This window comes from Stenotrophomonas thermophila, from assembly GCF_001499715.1.
GTDB classification, from domain to species: Bacteria; Pseudomonadota; Gammaproteobacteria; order Xanthomonadales; family Xanthomonadaceae; genus Stenotrophomonas; species Stenotrophomonas hibiscicola.
Window position 1 is genome coordinate 44,475 of sequence record NZ_CVIW01000018.1, and the last position, 17,202, is coordinate 61,676.

The 17,202-nt window shown below is 68.2% G+C and carries 18 protein-coding genes; 10 read left to right on the forward strand and 8 right to left on the reverse strand.

Features of this window, described 5'->3' with window-relative positions; translation table 11 throughout:
- The first annotated feature begins 308 nt into the window (after window positions 1–308).
- From BN1263_RS10115 to BN1263_RS10125, 3 genes are all read left to right on the forward strand, one after another.
- Window positions 309–869, forward strand: coding sequence for a PadR family transcriptional regulator (locus BN1263_RS10115; RefSeq protein ID WP_058980926.1), 561 nt, complete (start codon window positions 309–311; stop codon window positions 867–869).
- Window positions 870–929: 60 nt separating this feature from the next.
- On the forward strand, window positions 930–1,727 hold the full coding sequence (locus tag BN1263_RS10120) for a siderophore-interacting protein (RefSeq protein ID WP_058980927.1): 798 nt from the start codon (window positions 930–932) through the stop codon (window positions 1,725–1,727).
- A 221-nt stretch (window positions 1,728–1,948) separates the two neighbouring features.
- Window positions 1,949–2,350, forward strand: a complete 402-nt coding sequence (locus BN1263_RS10125) for a hypothetical protein (RefSeq protein WP_058980931.1) — start codon at window positions 1,949–1,951, stop codon at window positions 2,348–2,350.
- Between the two features lie 261 nt (window positions 2,351–2,611).
- On the opposite strand, the gene BN1263_RS10130 is transcribed toward BN1263_RS10125, so the two are convergent.
- Together BN1263_RS10130 and BN1263_RS10135 are read right to left on the reverse strand one after the other, a co-directional pair.
- Window positions 2,612–3,319: a YceI family protein gene (locus BN1263_RS10130; protein WP_080398802.1), complete on the reverse strand. Its 708-nt coding sequence runs from the start codon at window positions 3,317–3,319 to the stop codon at window positions 2,612–2,614.
- An 86-nt stretch (window positions 3,320–3,405) separates the two neighbouring features.
- A complete protein-coding gene (locus BN1263_RS10135; protein WP_058980933.1) occupies window positions 3,406–3,996 on the reverse strand; it encodes a malonic semialdehyde reductase in 591 nt (196 codons plus the stop codon).
- Window positions 3,997–4,122: 126 nt separating this feature from the next.
- Here BN1263_RS10135 and BN1263_RS10140 point away from each other — a divergent pair, with 126 nt between their 5' ends.
- The 6 genes from BN1263_RS10140 (at window position 4,123) to BN1263_RS10165 (ending at window position 8,071) form a co-directional block, all read left to right on the forward strand.
- Window positions 4,123–5,082, forward strand: a complete 960-nt coding sequence (locus BN1263_RS10140) for a mitochondrial fission ELM1 family protein (RefSeq protein WP_058980935.1) — start codon at window positions 4,123–4,125, stop codon at window positions 5,080–5,082.
- A gap of 152 nt (window positions 5,083–5,234) precedes the next feature.
- Window positions 5,235–5,465: a hypothetical protein gene (locus BN1263_RS10145; RefSeq protein ID WP_058980937.1), complete on the forward strand. Its 231-nt coding sequence runs from the start codon at window positions 5,235–5,237 to the stop codon at window positions 5,463–5,465.
- Window positions 5,466–5,513: 48 nt separating this feature from the next.
- Window positions 5,514–6,365: a DUF2145 domain-containing protein gene (locus BN1263_RS10150; RefSeq protein WP_058980939.1), complete on the forward strand. Its 852-nt coding sequence runs from the start codon at window positions 5,514–5,516 to the stop codon at window positions 6,363–6,365.
- A gap of 19 nt (window positions 6,366–6,384) precedes the next feature.
- A complete protein-coding gene (locus BN1263_RS10155) occupies window positions 6,385–6,888 on the forward strand; it encodes a hypothetical protein (protein WP_057494566.1) in 504 nt (167 codons plus the stop codon).
- Between the two features lie 31 nt (window positions 6,889–6,919).
- A complete protein-coding gene (locus BN1263_RS10160) occupies window positions 6,920–7,435 on the forward strand; it encodes a hypothetical protein (RefSeq protein ID WP_058980941.1) in 516 nt (171 codons plus the stop codon).
- A gap of 75 nt (window positions 7,436–7,510) precedes the next feature.
- Complete coding sequence (locus BN1263_RS10165) at window positions 7,511–8,071, forward strand: queuosine precursor transporter (protein WP_019662191.1); 561 nt, start codon at window positions 7,511–7,513, stop codon at window positions 8,069–8,071.
- A 174-nt stretch (window positions 8,072–8,245) separates the two neighbouring features.
- On the opposite strand, the gene glnE is transcribed toward BN1263_RS10165, so the two are convergent.
- Window positions 8,246–11,041: a bifunctional [glutamate--ammonia ligase]-adenylyl-L-tyrosine phosphorylase/[glutamate--ammonia-ligase] adenylyltransferase gene (glnE, locus tag BN1263_RS10170; protein ID WP_058980944.1), complete on the reverse strand. Its 2,796-nt coding sequence runs from the start codon at window positions 11,039–11,041 to the stop codon at window positions 8,246–8,248.
- Between the two features lie 384 nt (window positions 11,042–11,425).
- On the opposite strand from glnE, the gene scpC reads away from it, so the two are divergent.
- The gene (gene scpC / locus BN1263_RS10175) at window positions 11,426–12,940 is read left to right on the forward strand and encodes a succinyl-CoA:acetate CoA-transferase ScpC (protein WP_021202957.1); all 1,515 of its coding nucleotides are present in this window, start codon (window positions 11,426–11,428) and stop codon (window positions 12,938–12,940) included.
- 75 nt (window positions 12,941–13,015) lie between these two features.
- Here the strand turns inward: scpC and hglS are convergent, their stop codons facing one another.
- The 5 genes from hglS to BN1263_RS10200 all read right to left on the reverse strand — a co-directional run bounded on the left by hglS (window position 13,016) and on the right by BN1263_RS10200 (window position 16,915).
- Window positions 13,016–14,380, reverse strand: a complete 1,365-nt coding sequence (gene hglS / locus BN1263_RS10180; RefSeq protein WP_058980947.1) for a 2-oxoadipate dioxygenase/decarboxylase HglS — start codon at window positions 14,378–14,380, stop codon at window positions 13,016–13,018.
- Window positions 14,381–14,540: 160 nt separating this feature from the next.
- Window positions 14,541–15,029: a hypothetical protein gene (locus tag BN1263_RS10185; protein ID WP_058980952.1), complete on the reverse strand. Its 489-nt coding sequence runs from the start codon at window positions 15,027–15,029 to the stop codon at window positions 14,541–14,543.
- A gap of 31 nt (window positions 15,030–15,060) precedes the next feature.
- Window positions 15,061–15,810 carry an HAD family hydrolase gene (locus tag BN1263_RS10190; protein WP_021202954.1) on the reverse strand — a complete coding sequence of 250 codons (750 nt, stop codon included), beginning with the start codon at window positions 15,808–15,810 and terminating at the stop codon, window positions 15,061–15,063.
- An 84-nt stretch (window positions 15,811–15,894) separates the two neighbouring features.
- Window positions 15,895–16,311 (reverse strand): EF-hand domain-containing protein, encoded by a 417-nt coding sequence (locus BN1263_RS10195; RefSeq protein ID WP_019662197.1) that lies wholly within the window; start codon window positions 16,309–16,311, stop codon window positions 15,895–15,897.
- A gap of 232 nt (window positions 16,312–16,543) precedes the next feature.
- A complete protein-coding gene (locus BN1263_RS10200; protein ID WP_058980957.1) occupies window positions 16,544–16,915 on the reverse strand; it encodes a hypothetical protein in 372 nt (123 codons plus the stop codon).
- Window positions 16,916–17,202: the final 287 nt, after the last annotated feature.

Here is a 17,202-nt window from a genome sequence, read left to right on the forward strand (position 1 = left end):
GATGACGCTTCTGGGGCAGGTTTGGTGTCGGGGTCGGCCGCTTCCGGCGCCGGGCACTGAACCAGCGGCAACATGCCGCATCCGGCACTGGAAGTGCGCCGCTGGCGGCCGCAGGGTAGAGACCGAGTGCTGGCCCCAAGGCCCCGCTCCCTTCCACAGTTGCTGCCGGGGCGCCCTGCGAAGGGCGCCCCGTTTCTACGCGCGCCGCCCGCCGTGGCCCAAAACAGACCCGCTTGTGGCCGGATCGGGTGTTGTCGCTTTCGACATATCGATATATCGTTTGCACACTCGTTTACCGATATATCGAAATGAGCCGAAGCCCCTCTCCCAGAGCCCGTTCCATCGATTCGGCAGTACCGCGCCGCAACGGCCAGCCGCGCGTACTCAGCCGCGGCGACCTGCGCCTGCTGGTGCTGGCCCTGATCGGCGAGCAGCCACGCCATGGCTACGAGCTGATGCAGCTGATCAGCAACCAGTTCATGCAGGCCTACACGCCCAGCGCCGGCACCATGTACCCACTGCTGGCCAGCTTCGAGCAGGCCGGCTGGATCGAGGCCGAGGAAGTGGACGGCAAGCGGATCTTCCGCATCACCGCCGCCGGCGAGTTCGAGCTGAAGGTGCAGCGCACCCAGGTGCGGCTGGCGCAGCGACGCGCCTTCGACCGTGCCCGCGAGATCACCAAGGCCTCGCTGCCGGCGCCGTTGGCGGGCGCCCTGCACGAGTTCAAGCGGGCGCTGGTGCACCACCACGGACGCTGGGCCGAGGGCGAGGCGGACGAAGTGGCGGCGCTGCTGACGCGGGCCTCGGCCCTGCTCAACCGTACCGCCGGCAGCGAGAGCCAACCCTTTTCAACGACCCAGCCGGACTGACTCCAGCCAGGTCTCCCGCATGCCGCGCGCCCCAGCGCGACACCCTTACAGGTACCCCCCATGACTGAACACAACAACACGCGCCTGCGCCTGGATGTGCGCTTCCGTGAACTGACCGTGCTGCGCACTGAAGAGGTCACCCCGCACATGCGCCGCATCGTGCTGGGTGGCGCAGAGCTGGCCGGTTTCGATTCGCCCGGCGCCGACGACCACATCAAGCTGTTCTTCCCCAACGCTGCGGGCGAGATGGTGCTGCCGGTGCTGACCGCCGAAGGCCGCAGCTACCCGGACGGCAAGGAGCCTTCGCCGTCGCGTGACTACACCCCGCGCTGGTGGGATCACGAAAACGGCGAGCTGGCCATCGACTTCGTGCTGCACGACCAGGGCGTGGCCGGGCCGTGGGCCGAGCGCGCACAGCCCGGCGACACGCTGGTGATCGGCGGTCCGCGCGGCTCGTTCGTGGTGGCCGACAGCTACGACGCCTACGTGCTGATCGGCGACGAGACCGCACTGCCGGCCATCGCCCGATGGCTGGACGTGCTGCCGGACGGTGCCGAGGTGCAGGCCTTCATTGAAGTGCGCGACGAAGCCGAACGCCAGGACCTGCCGCAGTACGAGAACGTGCGCATCCACTGGCTGGAGCGCAACGGCTTCCCGGCGGCCAGCAGCACGCTGCTGGAAGACATGCTGACCGACTTCGAGGCCCCGGACGGTGATGTCTTCTACTGGATCGCCACCGAATCGCGCCGCGCACGGATGATGCGCAAGTTCATCGAAGGCCACCTGGGCGTGCCGCGCGACTGGATTCGTTCCACCGGCTACTGGAAGGCCCACCCGGACGAAACCGACGGCGATTGACCGGGCGGCCGGCGGGTTGCGCACCGTTGCCCGCATGCCCATGACCATGTAGAGCCGAGCCCACGCTCGGCTGCTCTCCGCTCCGCCATCGGAAACCCTCGCGCTGCGCGCGATGAGCCGAGCATGGGCTCGGCTCTACGGGTATGCCGCCGCCCGGTTCAACGCATCAGCCGGCAAGCAATGCGACAATCGCGCTCCTTTCCTGCAGCAACGAGGCCCACATGGCCAAACTGACCCTGGCCGGCGTGGATGCGCTGCGTGCCCGCTTCGCTGATGACGCTGCCTGCGACGCGGCACTGGCCGCGTTCGCCGACACCGCTGCACTGCGCATGCCGCTGCGCGACCTGGTGGAAGCACAGCACCGCTACCTGCAGGCCGAATTCGAAGTGGCGCAGGTGGCCGATGTGCTGCGCCGCGACCAGAAATACGCGCCGGTGGGCCGGCCTTCGGTGCATATCGTGCAGCTACGCAAGCAGCAGGCTGCGACCAAGCAGGCCGCGTTGATCGCCCGCCAGGTGGTGGCGCAGGCCGCGCAGACGTTCGTGCGGGGGAGCGGGATGACGGTGAAGGCCAAGCAGAGCCCGAGCGAAGCGTGCGTGGCATGGTTGGGCGCGTTGCGCTGAGCGCGCCGCGCACGATGTGATGGAACCGGCCAGCGCGTGATGGAACCGGCCAGCGGTAGCATCGACTGTTAGTCGACTCGCGCGCGCAGCGTGGGGTTTTGGCATCCCGCGAAGAGCAGTCGACTAACAGTCGACTCTACCAAAGCGGCTTTCCGCGCAGTGCGGAGTTTCCGGGCGCCATCGACGCGGATCGCATTCGCAAAAAGAAGGCCCGCCTTTCAGCGGGCCTTCTGCCTTCTCACGACGAGTGAGTCGGGTGCATCAAGCCGCCGGCTTTTCGCCGGTGGCTTCGGTGGTGACGCGGATCTTCACTTCATCGCTGACGTTCGGGGCGTAGGCGCCGACGCCGAAATCGCTGCGCTTCAGGGTGGTGGTGGCATCGAAGCCGGCGGCCGGAACCTTGGCCATCGGGTGCTCGCCGCCGCCGTTGACAGTGACGTCCAGGGTGACCGGCTTGGTGATGCCCTTGATGGTCAGGTCGCCGGTGACGGTCAGCTTGTTGGTGCCGGCCGCTTCCACCTTGGTGCTCTTGAAGGTGGCATCGGCGAACTTGGCGGCGTCGAAGAAGTCGGCGCTCTTCAGGTGCTCGTCGAACTTGGCGGTGAAGCTGTTCAGGCCGCTCAGCGGCAGCTTCACTTCCACGGTGGACTTGGTCACGTCTTCGGCGTTGTACACCAGGGTGCCTTCGACGTTGCCGAAGTGCGCGCTCGGGTTGGAGAAGCCGAAGTGGCTCCACTGCGCCAGTACGTCGGTGTGGCTCGGGTCCAGCTTGTAGGTGCCCGAGGCGATCTTGATCGCTTCGGCCGCCGGCGCGGCAGCAGCGGCATCAGCCGCCGGGGTGGCGGCCTGCTCGGTGGTGGCCGGGGCGGCGGCATCGGCCGCCGGGGCAGCGGTGTCGGCCGGCTTGGAGCAGGCGGCGATGGCCAGGGTCAGGGCCAGCGGCAGCAGCAGTTTACGGGTGGCGCTCATCTGAGGAACTCTCCGGATCGTAGGGTGGGTACACGGTGCAGCAATGGCCCGCCGCGGAACAGTGGGCCCGAAACCGATACAGCGACTTACGCGATGCGCGCCGCTTCGTCGAACGACAGGCGCGGCAGGCGCGGGAACAGGCCCGCCGGGTCACCGTAACCGAGGTTGACCAGGAAATTCGACTTGATGGAGGTGCCGGCGAAGAAGGCTTCGTCGACCTTGGCCGAGTCGAAGCCGGACATCGGGCCGGCATCCAGGCCCAGCGCGCGCGCAGCCAGGATCAGGTAGGCGCCCTGCAGGCTGCCGTTGCGGATGGCGGCTTCGTGGCGGCCTTCCTGCGGGCCGTCGAACCAGGCCTTGGCATCGGTGTGCGGGAACAGGTACGGCAGCTTCTCGTGGAAGTCCAGGTCGAAACCGATGATGACGGTGACCGGCGCGGCCATGGTCTTGGCCAGGTTGCCTTCGGACAGCGCCGGGGCCAGCTTGTCCTTGGCCTCCTTCGAGGTGACGAAGACGAAGCGGGCCGGCGTGGTGTTGGCCGCGGTGGGGCCCCACTTCACCAGGTCGTACAGTTCCTTCAGCAGGCTCTCGGGGACCGGCTTGTCGAGGAAGGCGTTCTGGGTGCGGGCCGTGCGGAACAGCTGGTCGAGGGCGGCGGCGTCGAGCGCGTGGGACATCGGTGGATCTCCAGGGCGGCGAAGGGAAGTCAGTGCCCGCGGGCGGCGCGGGGCGAAACGACGAGCCGCAGTGTAGAGTGTCGCGACTGTTGCAACACCCAGCAGGGCTGAAACGAATTAATGCCAATGGTGAAACGATCAAGCGCGCCGTGGACGGTCACCGACGGCCGCGCGGGCAATGTCCGCCAGGCGGTCGCGCTGGCGTCGGCACTGCGCCAGGGCACCCACCGACCGCTGCTCCTGCAACCGCGTGCGCCCTGGCGCTGGCTGTCGCCGCGGCGCCTGCCCGGCGATGTCAACGGCTACGGCGAGGCCTTTGCGTCACTGGCCAACGAGGCCCCGGCGCTGGCGATCGGCTGTGGCCGCCAGGCCGCCGGTGCCCTGCGCGTGCTGCGCGCACGCGGCAGCCAGGTGGTGCAGATCCTCGACCCGCGCATCAGCGCCCGCCATTGGGACGTGGTGGTGGTGCCCGAACACGATGCCCTGCGTGGCAGCAACGTGCTCACCCTGCTCGGCAGCCTCAACCCGGTGGACGACGACTGGCTGGCCTGGGGCCGCGCCGCGTTCGCCGGCTTCAGTACCCTGCCTGGCCCGCGCACGGCGCTGCTGGTGGGCGGGCCGACGCCGCTGGCACCGTGGGACGAGAACGCAATGGTCGGCGTATTCCAGGCGCTGGCCGAGCAGATCCGCAATGAAGGCGGCAGCCTGCTGGCAACCACCTCGCGACGCACGCCGCCGGCCCTGGCCGAGATCCTGCGCGCGAAGTTCGCCAACCTGCCGCACGTGATCTGGGGCGATGGTGGCGACGGTACCAATCCTTATGGCGGCCTGCTCGGCTGGGCCAACCGCGTGGTGGTCTCGCCCGATTCGGTGAACCTGCTCTCTGAAGCCTGCGCCACGCGCATGCCGGTGATGGTGGCGCTGGCCGAGACCGCGCAGGGCCGGCTGGCCCGCTTCCAGCAGCAGCTGCGCGAGCGCGGGCGCTTGCAGCCGCACTGGCTGGACTGGCAGTACGACCGCATCGAGCCACTGCGCGAAACCGCGCGCGTGGCGGCGGAAGTAAAGCAGCGCCTGGCATTGGGGTAGTGCCGGCCGCTGGCCGGCAACGCTGTGCGCATTACCGAACACCGCCGATGCCGGCCAGTGGCCGGCACTACCGGGATGCACAGCGATTTCTGAACATTTCAATCTGCCCATACCGTTAGAGTCCGGTGTCCCCCACCGGACCGAATGCCTTCATGCGTACCCTGCTCCTGCTGCCCCTGGCCCTGCTCGCCGCGTGTTCGACCGCGCCCACCGAGCTGGACCCGATCTCCTATCAGTGCCAGCAGCAGCTGGACGCGTACCGCGAGCAGCCGGCGCTGCGCGATCCGAAGACGGGCGAGCGCCCGCCGCTGCCGATCGCCCCGATCAGCTATGCCTGCGACAGGGAACTCCAGCGCAAGGGCGTGGATCGCCCGCTGCGCTGAGCAGCGTATGATCGGCGCGCGGGCCTGCCCGCCGCTGAAGGTACCGACATGGATCGTTTTGCCCGCCTGCCCCGTGCCGCGCTGCTGATCGCCAGCCTACTGGCGACCGCACCGGCCTGGGCCGACAGCACCGCCTGCCGCGAGCGCTACCCGAGCGTGGCGTCGCAGGCGGCGATGCTGGACGTGGCCTGGACCACCGCCGAACGCCTAGACGCGCTGCCCGATGTGGACGTGGTGGTGGCCGCGCGCGGTGGCCAGGACCTGAGCCGCTACGGCCTGCGCCACAGCCACCTGGCCTTCCTGCTGCGCGAGGACGACGGCCGCTGGCGCGCGATGCACCTGCTCAACCGCTGCAAGACCGACAGCTCGCAGCTGTACCACGAGGGCCTCGGCAACTTCGTCGGCGAGAGCGGCGGCCATACCGACCTGCGCATCGGCGTGCCGTCGGCCCCCTTGCGTGCGGCGCTGCGCGCGATGCTGGTGCCACCCTCGATCCAGCCCAAGGCGCTGCACGAAACCAGGTACAACGTGGTCGCCTACCCGTTCGCCACCGACTACCAGAACTCCAACCAGTGGGTGCTGGAGGTGCTGGCGGCGGCGATGGCGCAGGCCGAAGGCGCGCCGGCCATCGTCAAGCGCGAACAGGCACAGCAGTGGCTGCGCCAGCGCAAGTACCAGCCCAGCGTGCTGCATATCGGCCTCGGCAAGCGCGTGGGTGCGCGCCTGTTCGTAGCCAACGCCACCACCACCGACCATCCAGCCGGCGAACGCATCTCCGGCAACTATTCGGTGGTGACGGTGGAATCGGTGTTCGACTTCCTGCACCAGCGCAGCCAGCTGCAGCAGGAACTGGTGATCCCCCATGTGCCGGTGGCCGGTGCCACCGCCGCCGCCCCCTGATTTCCCCGAGGAGAACGACATGCGTCCGCTGCTTGCCTCTGTACTGTCGACGGTGATCGTCACCGGCCTGGCCTGGTCCACGGCCGCCCACGCCGAACGCCGCATCGTGATCATCCATGACCCGGGCCCGCAGGGACCGAGCCTGGAAATGTCCACGCAGATGGTGGCCTCGGCCCGCGCCGCCGCCGCGAAGGAAGCCCAGGATGCGGCCGACGCCGGCCGGCCGCTGGCCCGCCCGCAGCAGATCAAGCTGCCGCAGATGGAGGTGAGCGCCATCGCCACCACCGTCGACGGCCGCCGCGAAGTGCTGCTGCGTGATGCCAATGACCCGCAGAACACGGCATCGATGCAGTACCCGCGCGGCATCGGCGATCCTGCTGTGCAGTTCACCGTGGGCCAGACCGTGAACTTCGAGCCGACCGGCAACGACCAGGGCTGGCAGCTGAAGGACAACCAGGGCCGCCCGCTGGAATACCTGCCCGAGGCCACCGGCCCGCGCGACATCTTTGACACCCGGCGCTGAGCCGCTGCCCCACGCTGACCAGGAGGTCTCCATGCTCCGTTGCCTGCGCGTTCCCGCCACTGCATTGCTGCTCTCGGCGCTGCTGGTCCCTACCGTCCATGCCGGCGCCGCGCCGCAGTTGAACAGCAGCGAGGCCAGCGTGATCGTGACCTCGTTCGTGGTGCTGTCGCTGCCGCTGGCGGCGTCGATGGGCCTGTCCGAACTGTCCAAGGCACCGTTCAAGGCCAGCGAGCGCAACGCCAGGGCGACCCGCACCAAGGCGGTGCCGCTGCCGCCGATGGAAGTGAAGAAGGTGGAGACCACGCCTACGGGCGAGCGCCAGGTGCAGTTGCAGGTACCGGACAAGGCCGACCACACCGCCACCCTGCGCTGGCCGGTGCAGCCGCAGGGCGAGAACCCGACGGCGGCCTTCGTGGTCGGGCAACGGGTGCATTTCGACCCCACCGAGGCCGGTGCCGGCTGGAACGTGAAGAGCGCGCAGGGCCAGACCCTGGCCTATGTGCCGACGGCCTATGCCGCCGGTGACGTGATGAGTGAAGCGCTGTAAAGCTGAACGACCGGTTTTGGCTTTGCCGCAGGCCGGGCGGATAATGGGCGATCCCCTTTGTCCCCCTGGCTCGCCATGTCCGTGCGTCCTGCCCCTCTGTTTGCCCCGCTGACCCCGCGCGCCCTGGTGCTGGCGGTACTGGCCATGGGTGCAGTGGTGCTGCTGTCCAACGTACTGGTGCAGTACCCGATCAACGACTGGCTGACCTGGGGCGCCTTCAGCTATCCGGTCGCGTTCCTGGTCAGCAACCTGATCAACCGCCGCTTCGGTCCGGGCCCGGCGCGCCGCGTGGCGTGGATCGGCTTCGCGGTGGCGGTGTTGTTGTCGATCTGGGTGGCCACCCCGCGCATCGCCATTGCCTCCTGCTCGGCGTTCATCGTGGCCCAGCTGCTGGACATCACCGTGTTCGACCGCCTGCGCCGTGGCAGCTGGTGGCGCGCACCGATGGTGGCCACCACCTGCAGCGCGACGGTGGACACCACCATTTTCTGGTCGATCGCGTTCGCCGGCTCCGCGCTGCCGTGGGTGAGCTGGGCCGCTGGCGACCTGGCAGTGAAGCTGGCGATCGGCGTGTGCCTGCTGGCTCCGTTCCGCGCGCTGCTGTGGAAGATGGCGCCGCTGCGCGCCACCAGCTGACCGCACATGCTCTGGTAGGTGCCAACCTTGGATGGCACATGAGCACGGTAGGTGCCGACCGTTGGTCGGCACGCTCCATCAGAGTTCATCACCGCTGACAGATTGTGCCGACCAACGGTCGGCACCTACCAACAGCGGATCATCCCCGGGCAATTGTTCTAATGGGTGCACCCATCACCCGAACGGCAACGCCGCCGCTCGGCACGCCGCCGTAATCGCCGCACACGCGTCTTCAATCGCGGGCGTGGTCGGTGCCAGCCGCGGGCGCCGGTCCAGCGTGCAGGCCAGGCCTACGTCGAGCAGCGTGGCATGCGCGGTATGCAGTGCCTGCGCGGTGGCACCCGGCAGGAAGCCCGCAACCGCCAGCGCATCGATCAACGACGGTGTAGCGCGCGGATGCAGCAGCGCGGGATGCTGCGCACTACGCGCCAGCACGCCGGTCTGCAGCAGGAACTCCAGGTCCACCACGCCACCGGCACCCTGCTTCAGGTCCAGTCGCGCAGCATCGCTGCGGTCCAGTTCGGTGCGCATGCGGCCACGCATCTTCAACACATCGGCATACAGCGTGGCCAGATCGCGCTCACGACCCAGCGTCTGTGCACGCACCTGCTCGAAGTCGGCCAGCAGGCTGGCATCACCGGCCACGCCGCGTGCACGTACCAGGGCCTGGTGTTCCCAGGTCCACGCGCGTTCGCGCTGGTATTCGGTGTAGCTGGCCAACGAAGACACCAGTGAACCCTTGCCGCCATCCGGGCGCAGGCGCACGTCGATGTCGTACAGGCGGCCGGCGGCGGTGACCGCACCGAGCAGCGCCATCACCTTCTGCGCCAGCCGCGCATACCAGCGCCCTGGTTCCAGCGGACGTGCGCCATCGCTGGCCTCCACGCCGGCAGGATTGTCGTGCAGGAATACCAGGTCCAGGTCGGAACCGAAGCCCAGTTCAAGGCCGCCGAGGCTGCCGTAGCCGATGATCGCGAAGCGCCCACCGGGAATCACGCCGTGTGCCGCGCGCATGTCCGCTTCGGCCATCGCCAGCACGGTGGTGACCACCGCCTGTGCCAGCTCGGCCAGTTGCCGCGTGCTGTCCACTGCGCCCTGGCGACCGTCCAGCGTGGCCATCGCCATGCGGAAGCTGAGCGCCAGCCGCGTCTCGTTGAGCCAGCGCAGTGCGGATTCGGGGTCTTCCACCGCCAGCACCTGCTGGCACTCGGCCAGCATGCCGGCCGCATCGGGCATCGGCCCGGACACGCGCACGTCCAGCAGTTCGTCCAGCAGCAGCGGGTACGCCGCCAGCCGCTCAGCCAGCAGCGCGCTGCGCGCCAGCACATCGACCAGCCGCGCCAACGCGCTCGGTTGTTCGTCCAGCAGCGCGAGATAGCTGGTCCGGCGCAGCACCGCCTGCAGCAGGCCAAGCACGCGCTTGAGCGCGGCATCGGGTTGCGGCGAGCGCGTGGCCGCATGCAGCAGCGCCGGCAGTACGCGATCCAGCCGTGCACGCGCGGCGTCGGACAGGGACTTCACGCCGGTGCCCTGGGCGAAATCGCGCAGCGACTGATCGGCGCCATTGGCATCGAGGAAACCGGCTTCGGCCAGCAACGGCGCGTTGCTGCCCTCGGGCAGGCTGCGCCAGTAGTTGGCCAGCGCGTCGGGCGCGGCCTGGCCCTTGCGCGGGGCCAGCAGCGCGGCGAATTCGGTGCTGACCCGCTGCTGCTGTTCGGCCAGTGCCGCGCGCAGTACCTCCCAATCCGGGTAGCCGAGGCCGATGGCAATGCGCGCGCGGTCCAGCGCGTCGCTGGGCAGCACGTGGGTCTGCGCGTCGCGCAGCATCTGCAGGCGGTTTTCCAGGCGGCGCAGGAACAGGTAGGCCTCGCGCAGCGCGCTGCCATCCTCGGGCGCGATCTGCCCTGCGGCAACCAGCGCGTCCAGTGCCACCAGCAGGCGGCGCTCGCGCAGCGCCGGCTCACGGCCACCGCGGATCAGCTGCAGCGCCTGGCACAGGAACTCGATTTCGCGGATGCCACCGGCGCCGCGTTTGATGTCTTCGTGCAGCTCGCGGCGCGCGACTTCGGCGGTGATCGCCGCCTTCATCTCGCGCAGGCCGTCGAGCGCGGTGAAATCGAGGTAGCGGCGGTACACGAACGGGCGCAGGGTCTGCAGCCACGCCTCACCGGCGGCGATGTCGCCGGCTACCGCGCGCGCCTTCAGCCATGCGTAGCGCTCCCAGTCGCGGCCTTCGCGCTGGAAATACTGGTCCATCGCCGCGAACGACAGCGCGACGCGACCGGCGCTGCCGAACGGCCGCAGGCGCAGGTCGACGCGGTGGCTGAAGCCATCGACGGTGGTTTCGTCCAGCAGCTTGGCCAGGCGCTGGCCGAGGCGGGCGAAATACTCCTCGGCGGCCAGCGCGCGCGGACCGTCGGATTCGCCGCCGTGCGGGTAGGCGTAGACCAGGTCGATATCGGAACTGAAGTTGAGCTCGCCGCCGCCGAGCTTGCCGAGGCCGAACACCACCAGCTGCTGCGCGGCGCCTTCGCCATCGCGGACCACACCGTGGCGCTGGGCGAATTCCTGCTGCAGCGCGTCCAGCGCCAGCCGCAGGCAGTCCTCGGCCAGGGTGGTGGCGCCAGCCAGCGTCTGCGCCACGTCGTCCAGCCCAGCCAGGTCGCGCCAGATCAGCCGCGTCGACATGGCAGTACGCCAGCGCCGGATCTGCGCCGGCCAGTCGCTGGGCTGCAGCGGATCGAGCACCGGTGGTGGGATCGGCGGACAGCCGGGGGTAGCCAGCTGCGCCAGCAGCGCCGGTTGCCGCACCAGGGTGTCCAGCGCGAAGTCGCTGGCCCCCGCCAGTCGGGTCAGCAGCGGCAGCAGTTCGGCAGGAACGGGCTCGGGCAGGACCTGGGCCAGGCGCGCCAGGGCGCGGTCGACAAGGGGCTGCAGGGAGGCGGGCAGGTCAGCGGGGGCGAGGGTCATGGGCGGATTGTATCGACCCGGTCGGGACGCGACGGACCCGGTAGTGCCGGCCGCTGGCCGGCAGATCCCATGATCCTGCCGAAGGTTGCCGCAGTTGCCGGCCAGCGGCCGGCACTACCGATAATGGAGGCCGCGCATTCATACTGGGCGACAGGCAATAAAAAAGCCCGCTTGCAGCGAACTGCCAGCGGGCTCTGCTCCCTCCCCCACGTCGGGATGCAGGGCCATCGTGCGGGCTACGAAAGCACTTTGCACGCTGCACTGCAAAACAGAACCGGCGGGTATGGGTGAGCCCCTGGGGGAAAAGCCATTCCACGAAGGTAGAACCCCCCGTACGGATGAGGATGGCCGATAATCGGGATTCCCCCCAGAAACACTGTCGTCATGTCTGTTGATCGCATCGCCAACGCGCGTCTCCGTGACCGCGTGGTCTCCGCCGAGGCCGCAGCCGCGCTGATCCAGCCCGGTGAAACCGTGGCCATGAGCGGCTTTACCGGCTCCGGGTATCCCAAGGCCGTTCCCGTCGAACTGGCCCGCCGCATCGAAGCGGTGCACGCCCAGGGCAATCCCTTCCAGATCAAGCTGATGACCGGCGCGTCGACCGCGCCGGAACTCGATGGCGCGCTGGCCAAGGCCGATGGCATCGCCATGCGCATGCCGTTCCAGAGCGACCCGGACGCGCGCAACCGCATCAACGAGGGCAAGCTGGATTACATCGACATCCACCTCAGCCACGTTGCCCAGCACGTGTGGTTCGGTTTCTACGGCGAGATCGACACCGCCGTGATCGAAGTCTCGGCCATTCGCGAGGACGGTTCGCTGGTGCCCTCCACTTCGGTCGGCAACAACAAGACCTGGCTGGACCTGGCCAGGAAGGTGATCGTCGAGGTCAACGAGTGGCAGCCGGCCGGCGTCGACGGCATGCATGACATCTACTACGGCACCGCGCTGCCGCCGCATCGCAAGCCGATTCCGCTGGTGAACGCCAACGACCGCATCGGCGATACCGCGCTGCGCTGCGACCCGGACAAGATCGTGGCCGTGGTGCGTACCAACGGCCCGGACCGCAACAGCCCGTTCAGCCCGATCGATGCGACCAGCGAACAGATCGCTTCGCACCTGATCGAGTTCCTCAAGCACGAGGTGAAGAAGGGCCGCCTGCCGCCGAACCTGCTGCCGCTGCAGTCGGGCGTGGGTAACATCCCCAATGCCGTGCTGGCCGGCCTGGCCAAGAGCGGTTTCCGCGACCTGGCCGCGTTCACCGAAGTGATCCAGGACGGCATGCTCGACCTGCTGCGCGATGGCGTGCTGAGCTACGCCTCGTGCACCGGCTTCGCGCTGAGCCCGCAGGCCAACGAGACGTTCAAGGAGAACATCGATTTCTACCGCGAGCGCATCATCATGCGCACGCAGGAAATCTCCAACCATCCGGAACTGGTGCGCCGCCTGGGCTGCATCGGCATGAACGGCATGATCGAGGTGGACATCTACGGCAACGTCAATTCGACGCACGTGATGGGCACGCGCATCATGAACGGCATCGGCGGTTCGGGTGACTTTGCCCGCAATGGTTTCCTGTCAGCGTTCCTGAGCCCGTCCACCGCCAAGAACGGCACCATCTCGGCGATCGTGCCGATGGCCAGCCATGTCGATCACACCGAGCACGATGTGTCGGTGATCGTCACCGAACAGGGCCTGGCCGACCTGCGCGGGCTGACCCCGCGCAAGCGCGCGCAGGTGCTGATCGACAACTGCGCGCATCCGGATTTCCGTCCGCAGCTGCAGGACTACTTCGACCGTGCCAGCCGCGAGAGCTACGGCAAGCACACCCCGCACCTGCTGCCGGAAGCGCTGTCGTGGCACCAGCGCTGGCTGGATACCGGCACGATGAAGGGCTGACCCCGGGTCCGGACATCGGGTAGAGCCGGCCGCTGGCCGGCTTCCCCTACAGCCGGCCAGCGGCCGGCTCTACCTTCACGCGGTGCGCAGGCTCGCCAGCGATTCGGCCTGCAGCCGCTCGTAGATCTCGAACTCGTCGTTCACCGCCACGCCCAATGCCTGCTCGAAGGCCTCGCGGTTGGCATGCGCGGCATAGGCGCGCTGTTCTTCGCCACCCAGGTTCGACTGGAAAATGCCTGCGGCGCTGACCGGCAGGAAATCCTCGTAGACGATCGGGTCAGCCGTCGCCAGGCCGGCGGCCACCAGCACTTCAGCGGGCAGATCGGCCACGCGCTCCGGCGCGGCGCGGCCGGCGTCGGTCAGCTGGTAGCGGTAATACCCCAGGCCTTCCTGGCGCAGCGTGTCATGGTCATCCGGGAAGCTGGCGAACACCGCCTGCAGGCGCCGGCCGTAGTCGCCGCCGGTGCTGCCTTCGCCACCGGCGTCGCGGGCCTGCGACAACAGTTGGTCGTACAGCGCGCGGCCCTTCGGGGTCAGCGCCAGGCCGCGTTGTTCGATCTCGCCGAAGCGCGCGGTATGCGTGCCGGCGTCACCACCTTCGGCATCCGGGAAATGAACGGCTTCTTCCAGCGCCTTGAAGCTGGTCTGACGCAGCAGGATCGGGCAGGCGCGGCGCGGCGGACCTTCGATGACCGCCTTGGCCGCCATGCCGTGCTCGATCATTGCCGCCTGTGCAGCGTCGATGTCCAGCGTGCGCGGGGTCAGGTGGTTGATGTGCGGGCCACGGAAGCTGACCACGTCGGCCACCAGCCGGTGCGCGTTGTGCAGCGCGCGGTAGGTCGGCAGATCGACCGTGGCATCGCCGTGCCAGCGGAAGGTTCCCAGTGCTTCATCAACGAAGCGCTCGGCATCGGCCTGCGACAGGCCGCCGTCACGCTCGGCCTGCTCGATCAGTGCCAGTGCGCCGTCGGTAAAGATGCGGCGGCGTGCCAGGATCTTCGCCGACTCGGCACGCAGCGCTTCATCTTCGATCAGTTCCAGGCGCAGCAGCGAGGTGAACACGCGGAACGGATTCTGTGCCAGCGCCGCGCCGGTGAGTGGGCGGAACGCGGTGGAGTGCACCGGCACGCCGGCCACCGACAGGTCGTAGTAGCCGACGGGGTACATGCCCATCACCGCGAACAGGCGGCGCAGCGTCGCCAGCTCCTGCGCGGTGCCGACGCGGATCGCGCCATGGCGCTCTTCGTCCAGGCGCGCACGCTCGTCGTTGCGCTGCAGCTGCGCGGCCAGCGCCGGGTCCTGGGCAAGCACCTGCGCGTTGATCCGCTCCACCAGTTCCACCAGCGTGCCGTACAGCGGCACTTCGGTGCGGTACATGCGGGACATGGCCTGCGCGAACAGGCGGCGGATCACATCAGGCGAAACGAAAGAGGCGCTCATCAGTCACTCGATTACGGGAACGGGGAACAGCTCGGACCCGTATTGTCGCCGGAGCGCGCGGCGGCGGCGATACGCAGAGCAACATGGCCGGGTAGTGCCGGCCGCTGGCCGGCAACCTCCTGATGCCTGGAAGGGTGCAGTTGCCGGCCAGCGGCCGGCACTACCGCTTCAACTGCCGCTTCAGGGTGGCATCCAGCGTGATCGGCCGGTCCCAGTGCTGGTAGCTGGCCACGATGGCATGGCGCACAGCCCGGTAGTGCAGATTGTCCGGCTTGGTGGGCATGCGCTTGACCACCGCCTCCCAGCCGCCCTCCGGGTCCTGGCTGAAGGCACGCACGCTGTCGCGGCAGGTCTGGCCACTGGCCTTGGCCCAGAAGCAGGCGAAATAGATGTCTCCTGCCTGCCAGCCGTGGGTGGTGAACAGCGCGCTGATGTAGCCGCGCGGCACGTCGGCATAGCGCGACACTTCGTCGAGGAAGGCGTCGGGGTAGCGTTCGGCGTAATGGTTGATGTCCTGCAGCTGGGCATCGACCCAGCTGTCGCCGGTGTCCACTTCGTAGGCGCTTGAGCGCTCGGCGGTCTGCTGGGCCAGCACGGTGGCCGGCGCCAGCAGCAGGGACAACATCAGCGCGCGCAGTAGGTGGTTCATGCCCCGATTCTGCCGCAGCCGACGGGCCCTGTCAGGCCGCAGCGGCCTTGGCCTCGATCGCCGCCAGTGCGGCCGGCCAGTCGTGGGCGGTATCGGCAGTGACCATGCGCGGTTCGTCGTCGGCCACGCCATGCTGGGTCTCGTGGGCCCAGGTCACTGCGTACGGGGTATGCACGCCCCAGCCACCCAGGGTGACCACCGGCTCGATGTCCGAGCGCAGCGAGTTGCCGACCATCACGAAGCGCTGCATCGGCAGGTCGAATTCGGCCAGCACGCGGGCGTAGGTCTCCGGGTCCTTCTCGGAAACGATCTCGATGCGCGGGAAGAGCTCGGCCAGGTTGGCGACCTTGATCTTCGCTTCCTGGTGGAACAGGTCGCCCTTGGTGATCAGCACCACCGGGTAGTGCTCGGCGATGGCCGCCACCGCTTCGCGCACACCGTCGATCAGCTCGACCGGGTGGCGCAGGGTGTCGTGGCCGATCTCCAGGATGCGCTGGATGTCCTTGGCCTCGATGCGCTGGCCGGTGATGTCGATGGCCGCTTCGATCATCGACAGGGTCATGCTCTTCACGCCGTAGCCGAAGGTGCCCAGGTGGCGCTGCTGCACTTCCAGCAGGTGGCGCGCGGTCTGGGTGTCATGCACGTCGACGTAGCGCGACAGCAGGTCAAGATAATCCTGCTCGGCCTTGCGGTAGTAGTCCTCGCTCTTCCACAGCGTATCGTCACCGTCAAAACCGACCAGGCCGATGGCGCGCGACGGCGCAGGCGTGGAGGTGTTCATCGCGCAAGGATACAGGGGCCGTGGTGACGAAAAAAACCCGGGCGGCCGAAGCCGCCCGGGTTCCCATACGCCCCGATACAGGTCTTACCTGCCCTGCGCACCCTGCGCTGCGCCGCCGGCGCCGGCCTGCTGGGCGGCCACATAGGCCTTGTACTCATCGGCGCTCAGCTCACCGTCCTTGTTGGTATCGGCCTGGTCGAACACCTGGGCCAGGCCGGCGTTCACCTGCGCCTCGGTCTTGCTGATGGTGCCGTTGCCATCGGTATCGATGCTGGCCCAGGTCTGGCCACCGCCGTTGGCCTGGGCCGAGGCCGCTGCGGCCGCATTGGTTGCCTGGTCAGCCGCCTGGCCCGCCTGTGCCGCTGCCTGCTGCGCCTGGGCGGCCTCGTTCTGTGCCTGCGCGGCCTGCTGCTTGGCCGACTGGGCCATCGCCGGGATGGCCAGCACGCTGCCGGCGGCGACGATCAGGGCGATCAGGGGCTTGCGGTTGCGAATAGTCATCAGGGGTGTCTCCTGCCAATTGGGTGGTGTTGCGCGGCGTGTTGTCTCCGCACGGCACCTACCCTGCCACCGCGTTTCTGAATCGATTTTGCGTCGCGAGCGGCGTGCACACACACGATTAACCACTCGCCTCCACCCATGCATTAGCGTGGTGGTTAGCAGCAAGTGAGCAGCTCATAAGATGCGCATTCAGCGCCGCAGGATTTAACCGGCAACCAACGAAAAACCTGCGTCAGTCGACGGTTTCTTTCGATGACCGCGAACTGAACAACACCCAGCCGAGCGCAACACCAGCGAGCGCGCCGGCGATTTCCAGCACCACGCGACTGCCGAGTTCGTTCGGATCGTGGATGGTTGCCAGGAACAGGCGCGCGTACAGCGGTGACTCCAGCCGCACGATGCCCATGTAGAACAGCTTCCATGCATCGATGCCGGCGGAGATGATCACGGCGATGACACAGGACCACCCGATCGCATGCCCCGCTGTCCAGTGCAGGAGCCGGCACAGCTGCGACCACAGGAAGTACACCAGCAGCCCGACCAGCATGGCGATGGCGCCGGCTTCCAGGGTACCGAGCAGGCCGAAGTGCAGGGGAAGGTTCATCGGGTGGGCAGGGATGAAGAGGCGGCCAGTGTAAGGGATCTGCCCCGGACCCAATCGGCAGCCATAGTAGATCCACGCCATGCGTGGATGAATCTCCATCGAGATCGAATATCGCGACGATTGAACAAGAAGCAGCCGAGCATGGGCTCGGCTCTACAACGGACCGCGCGGGAAACTGTCGAAGGCGGGGTGGGTCCGGTTGCGGGGGCGTGAGCCGCATGGGCCCGAGGCATGCCTCGGGCGGGTTGGGCAGGACGCCCAACCCGGGTCTTGCCGTGTGCGCAGGA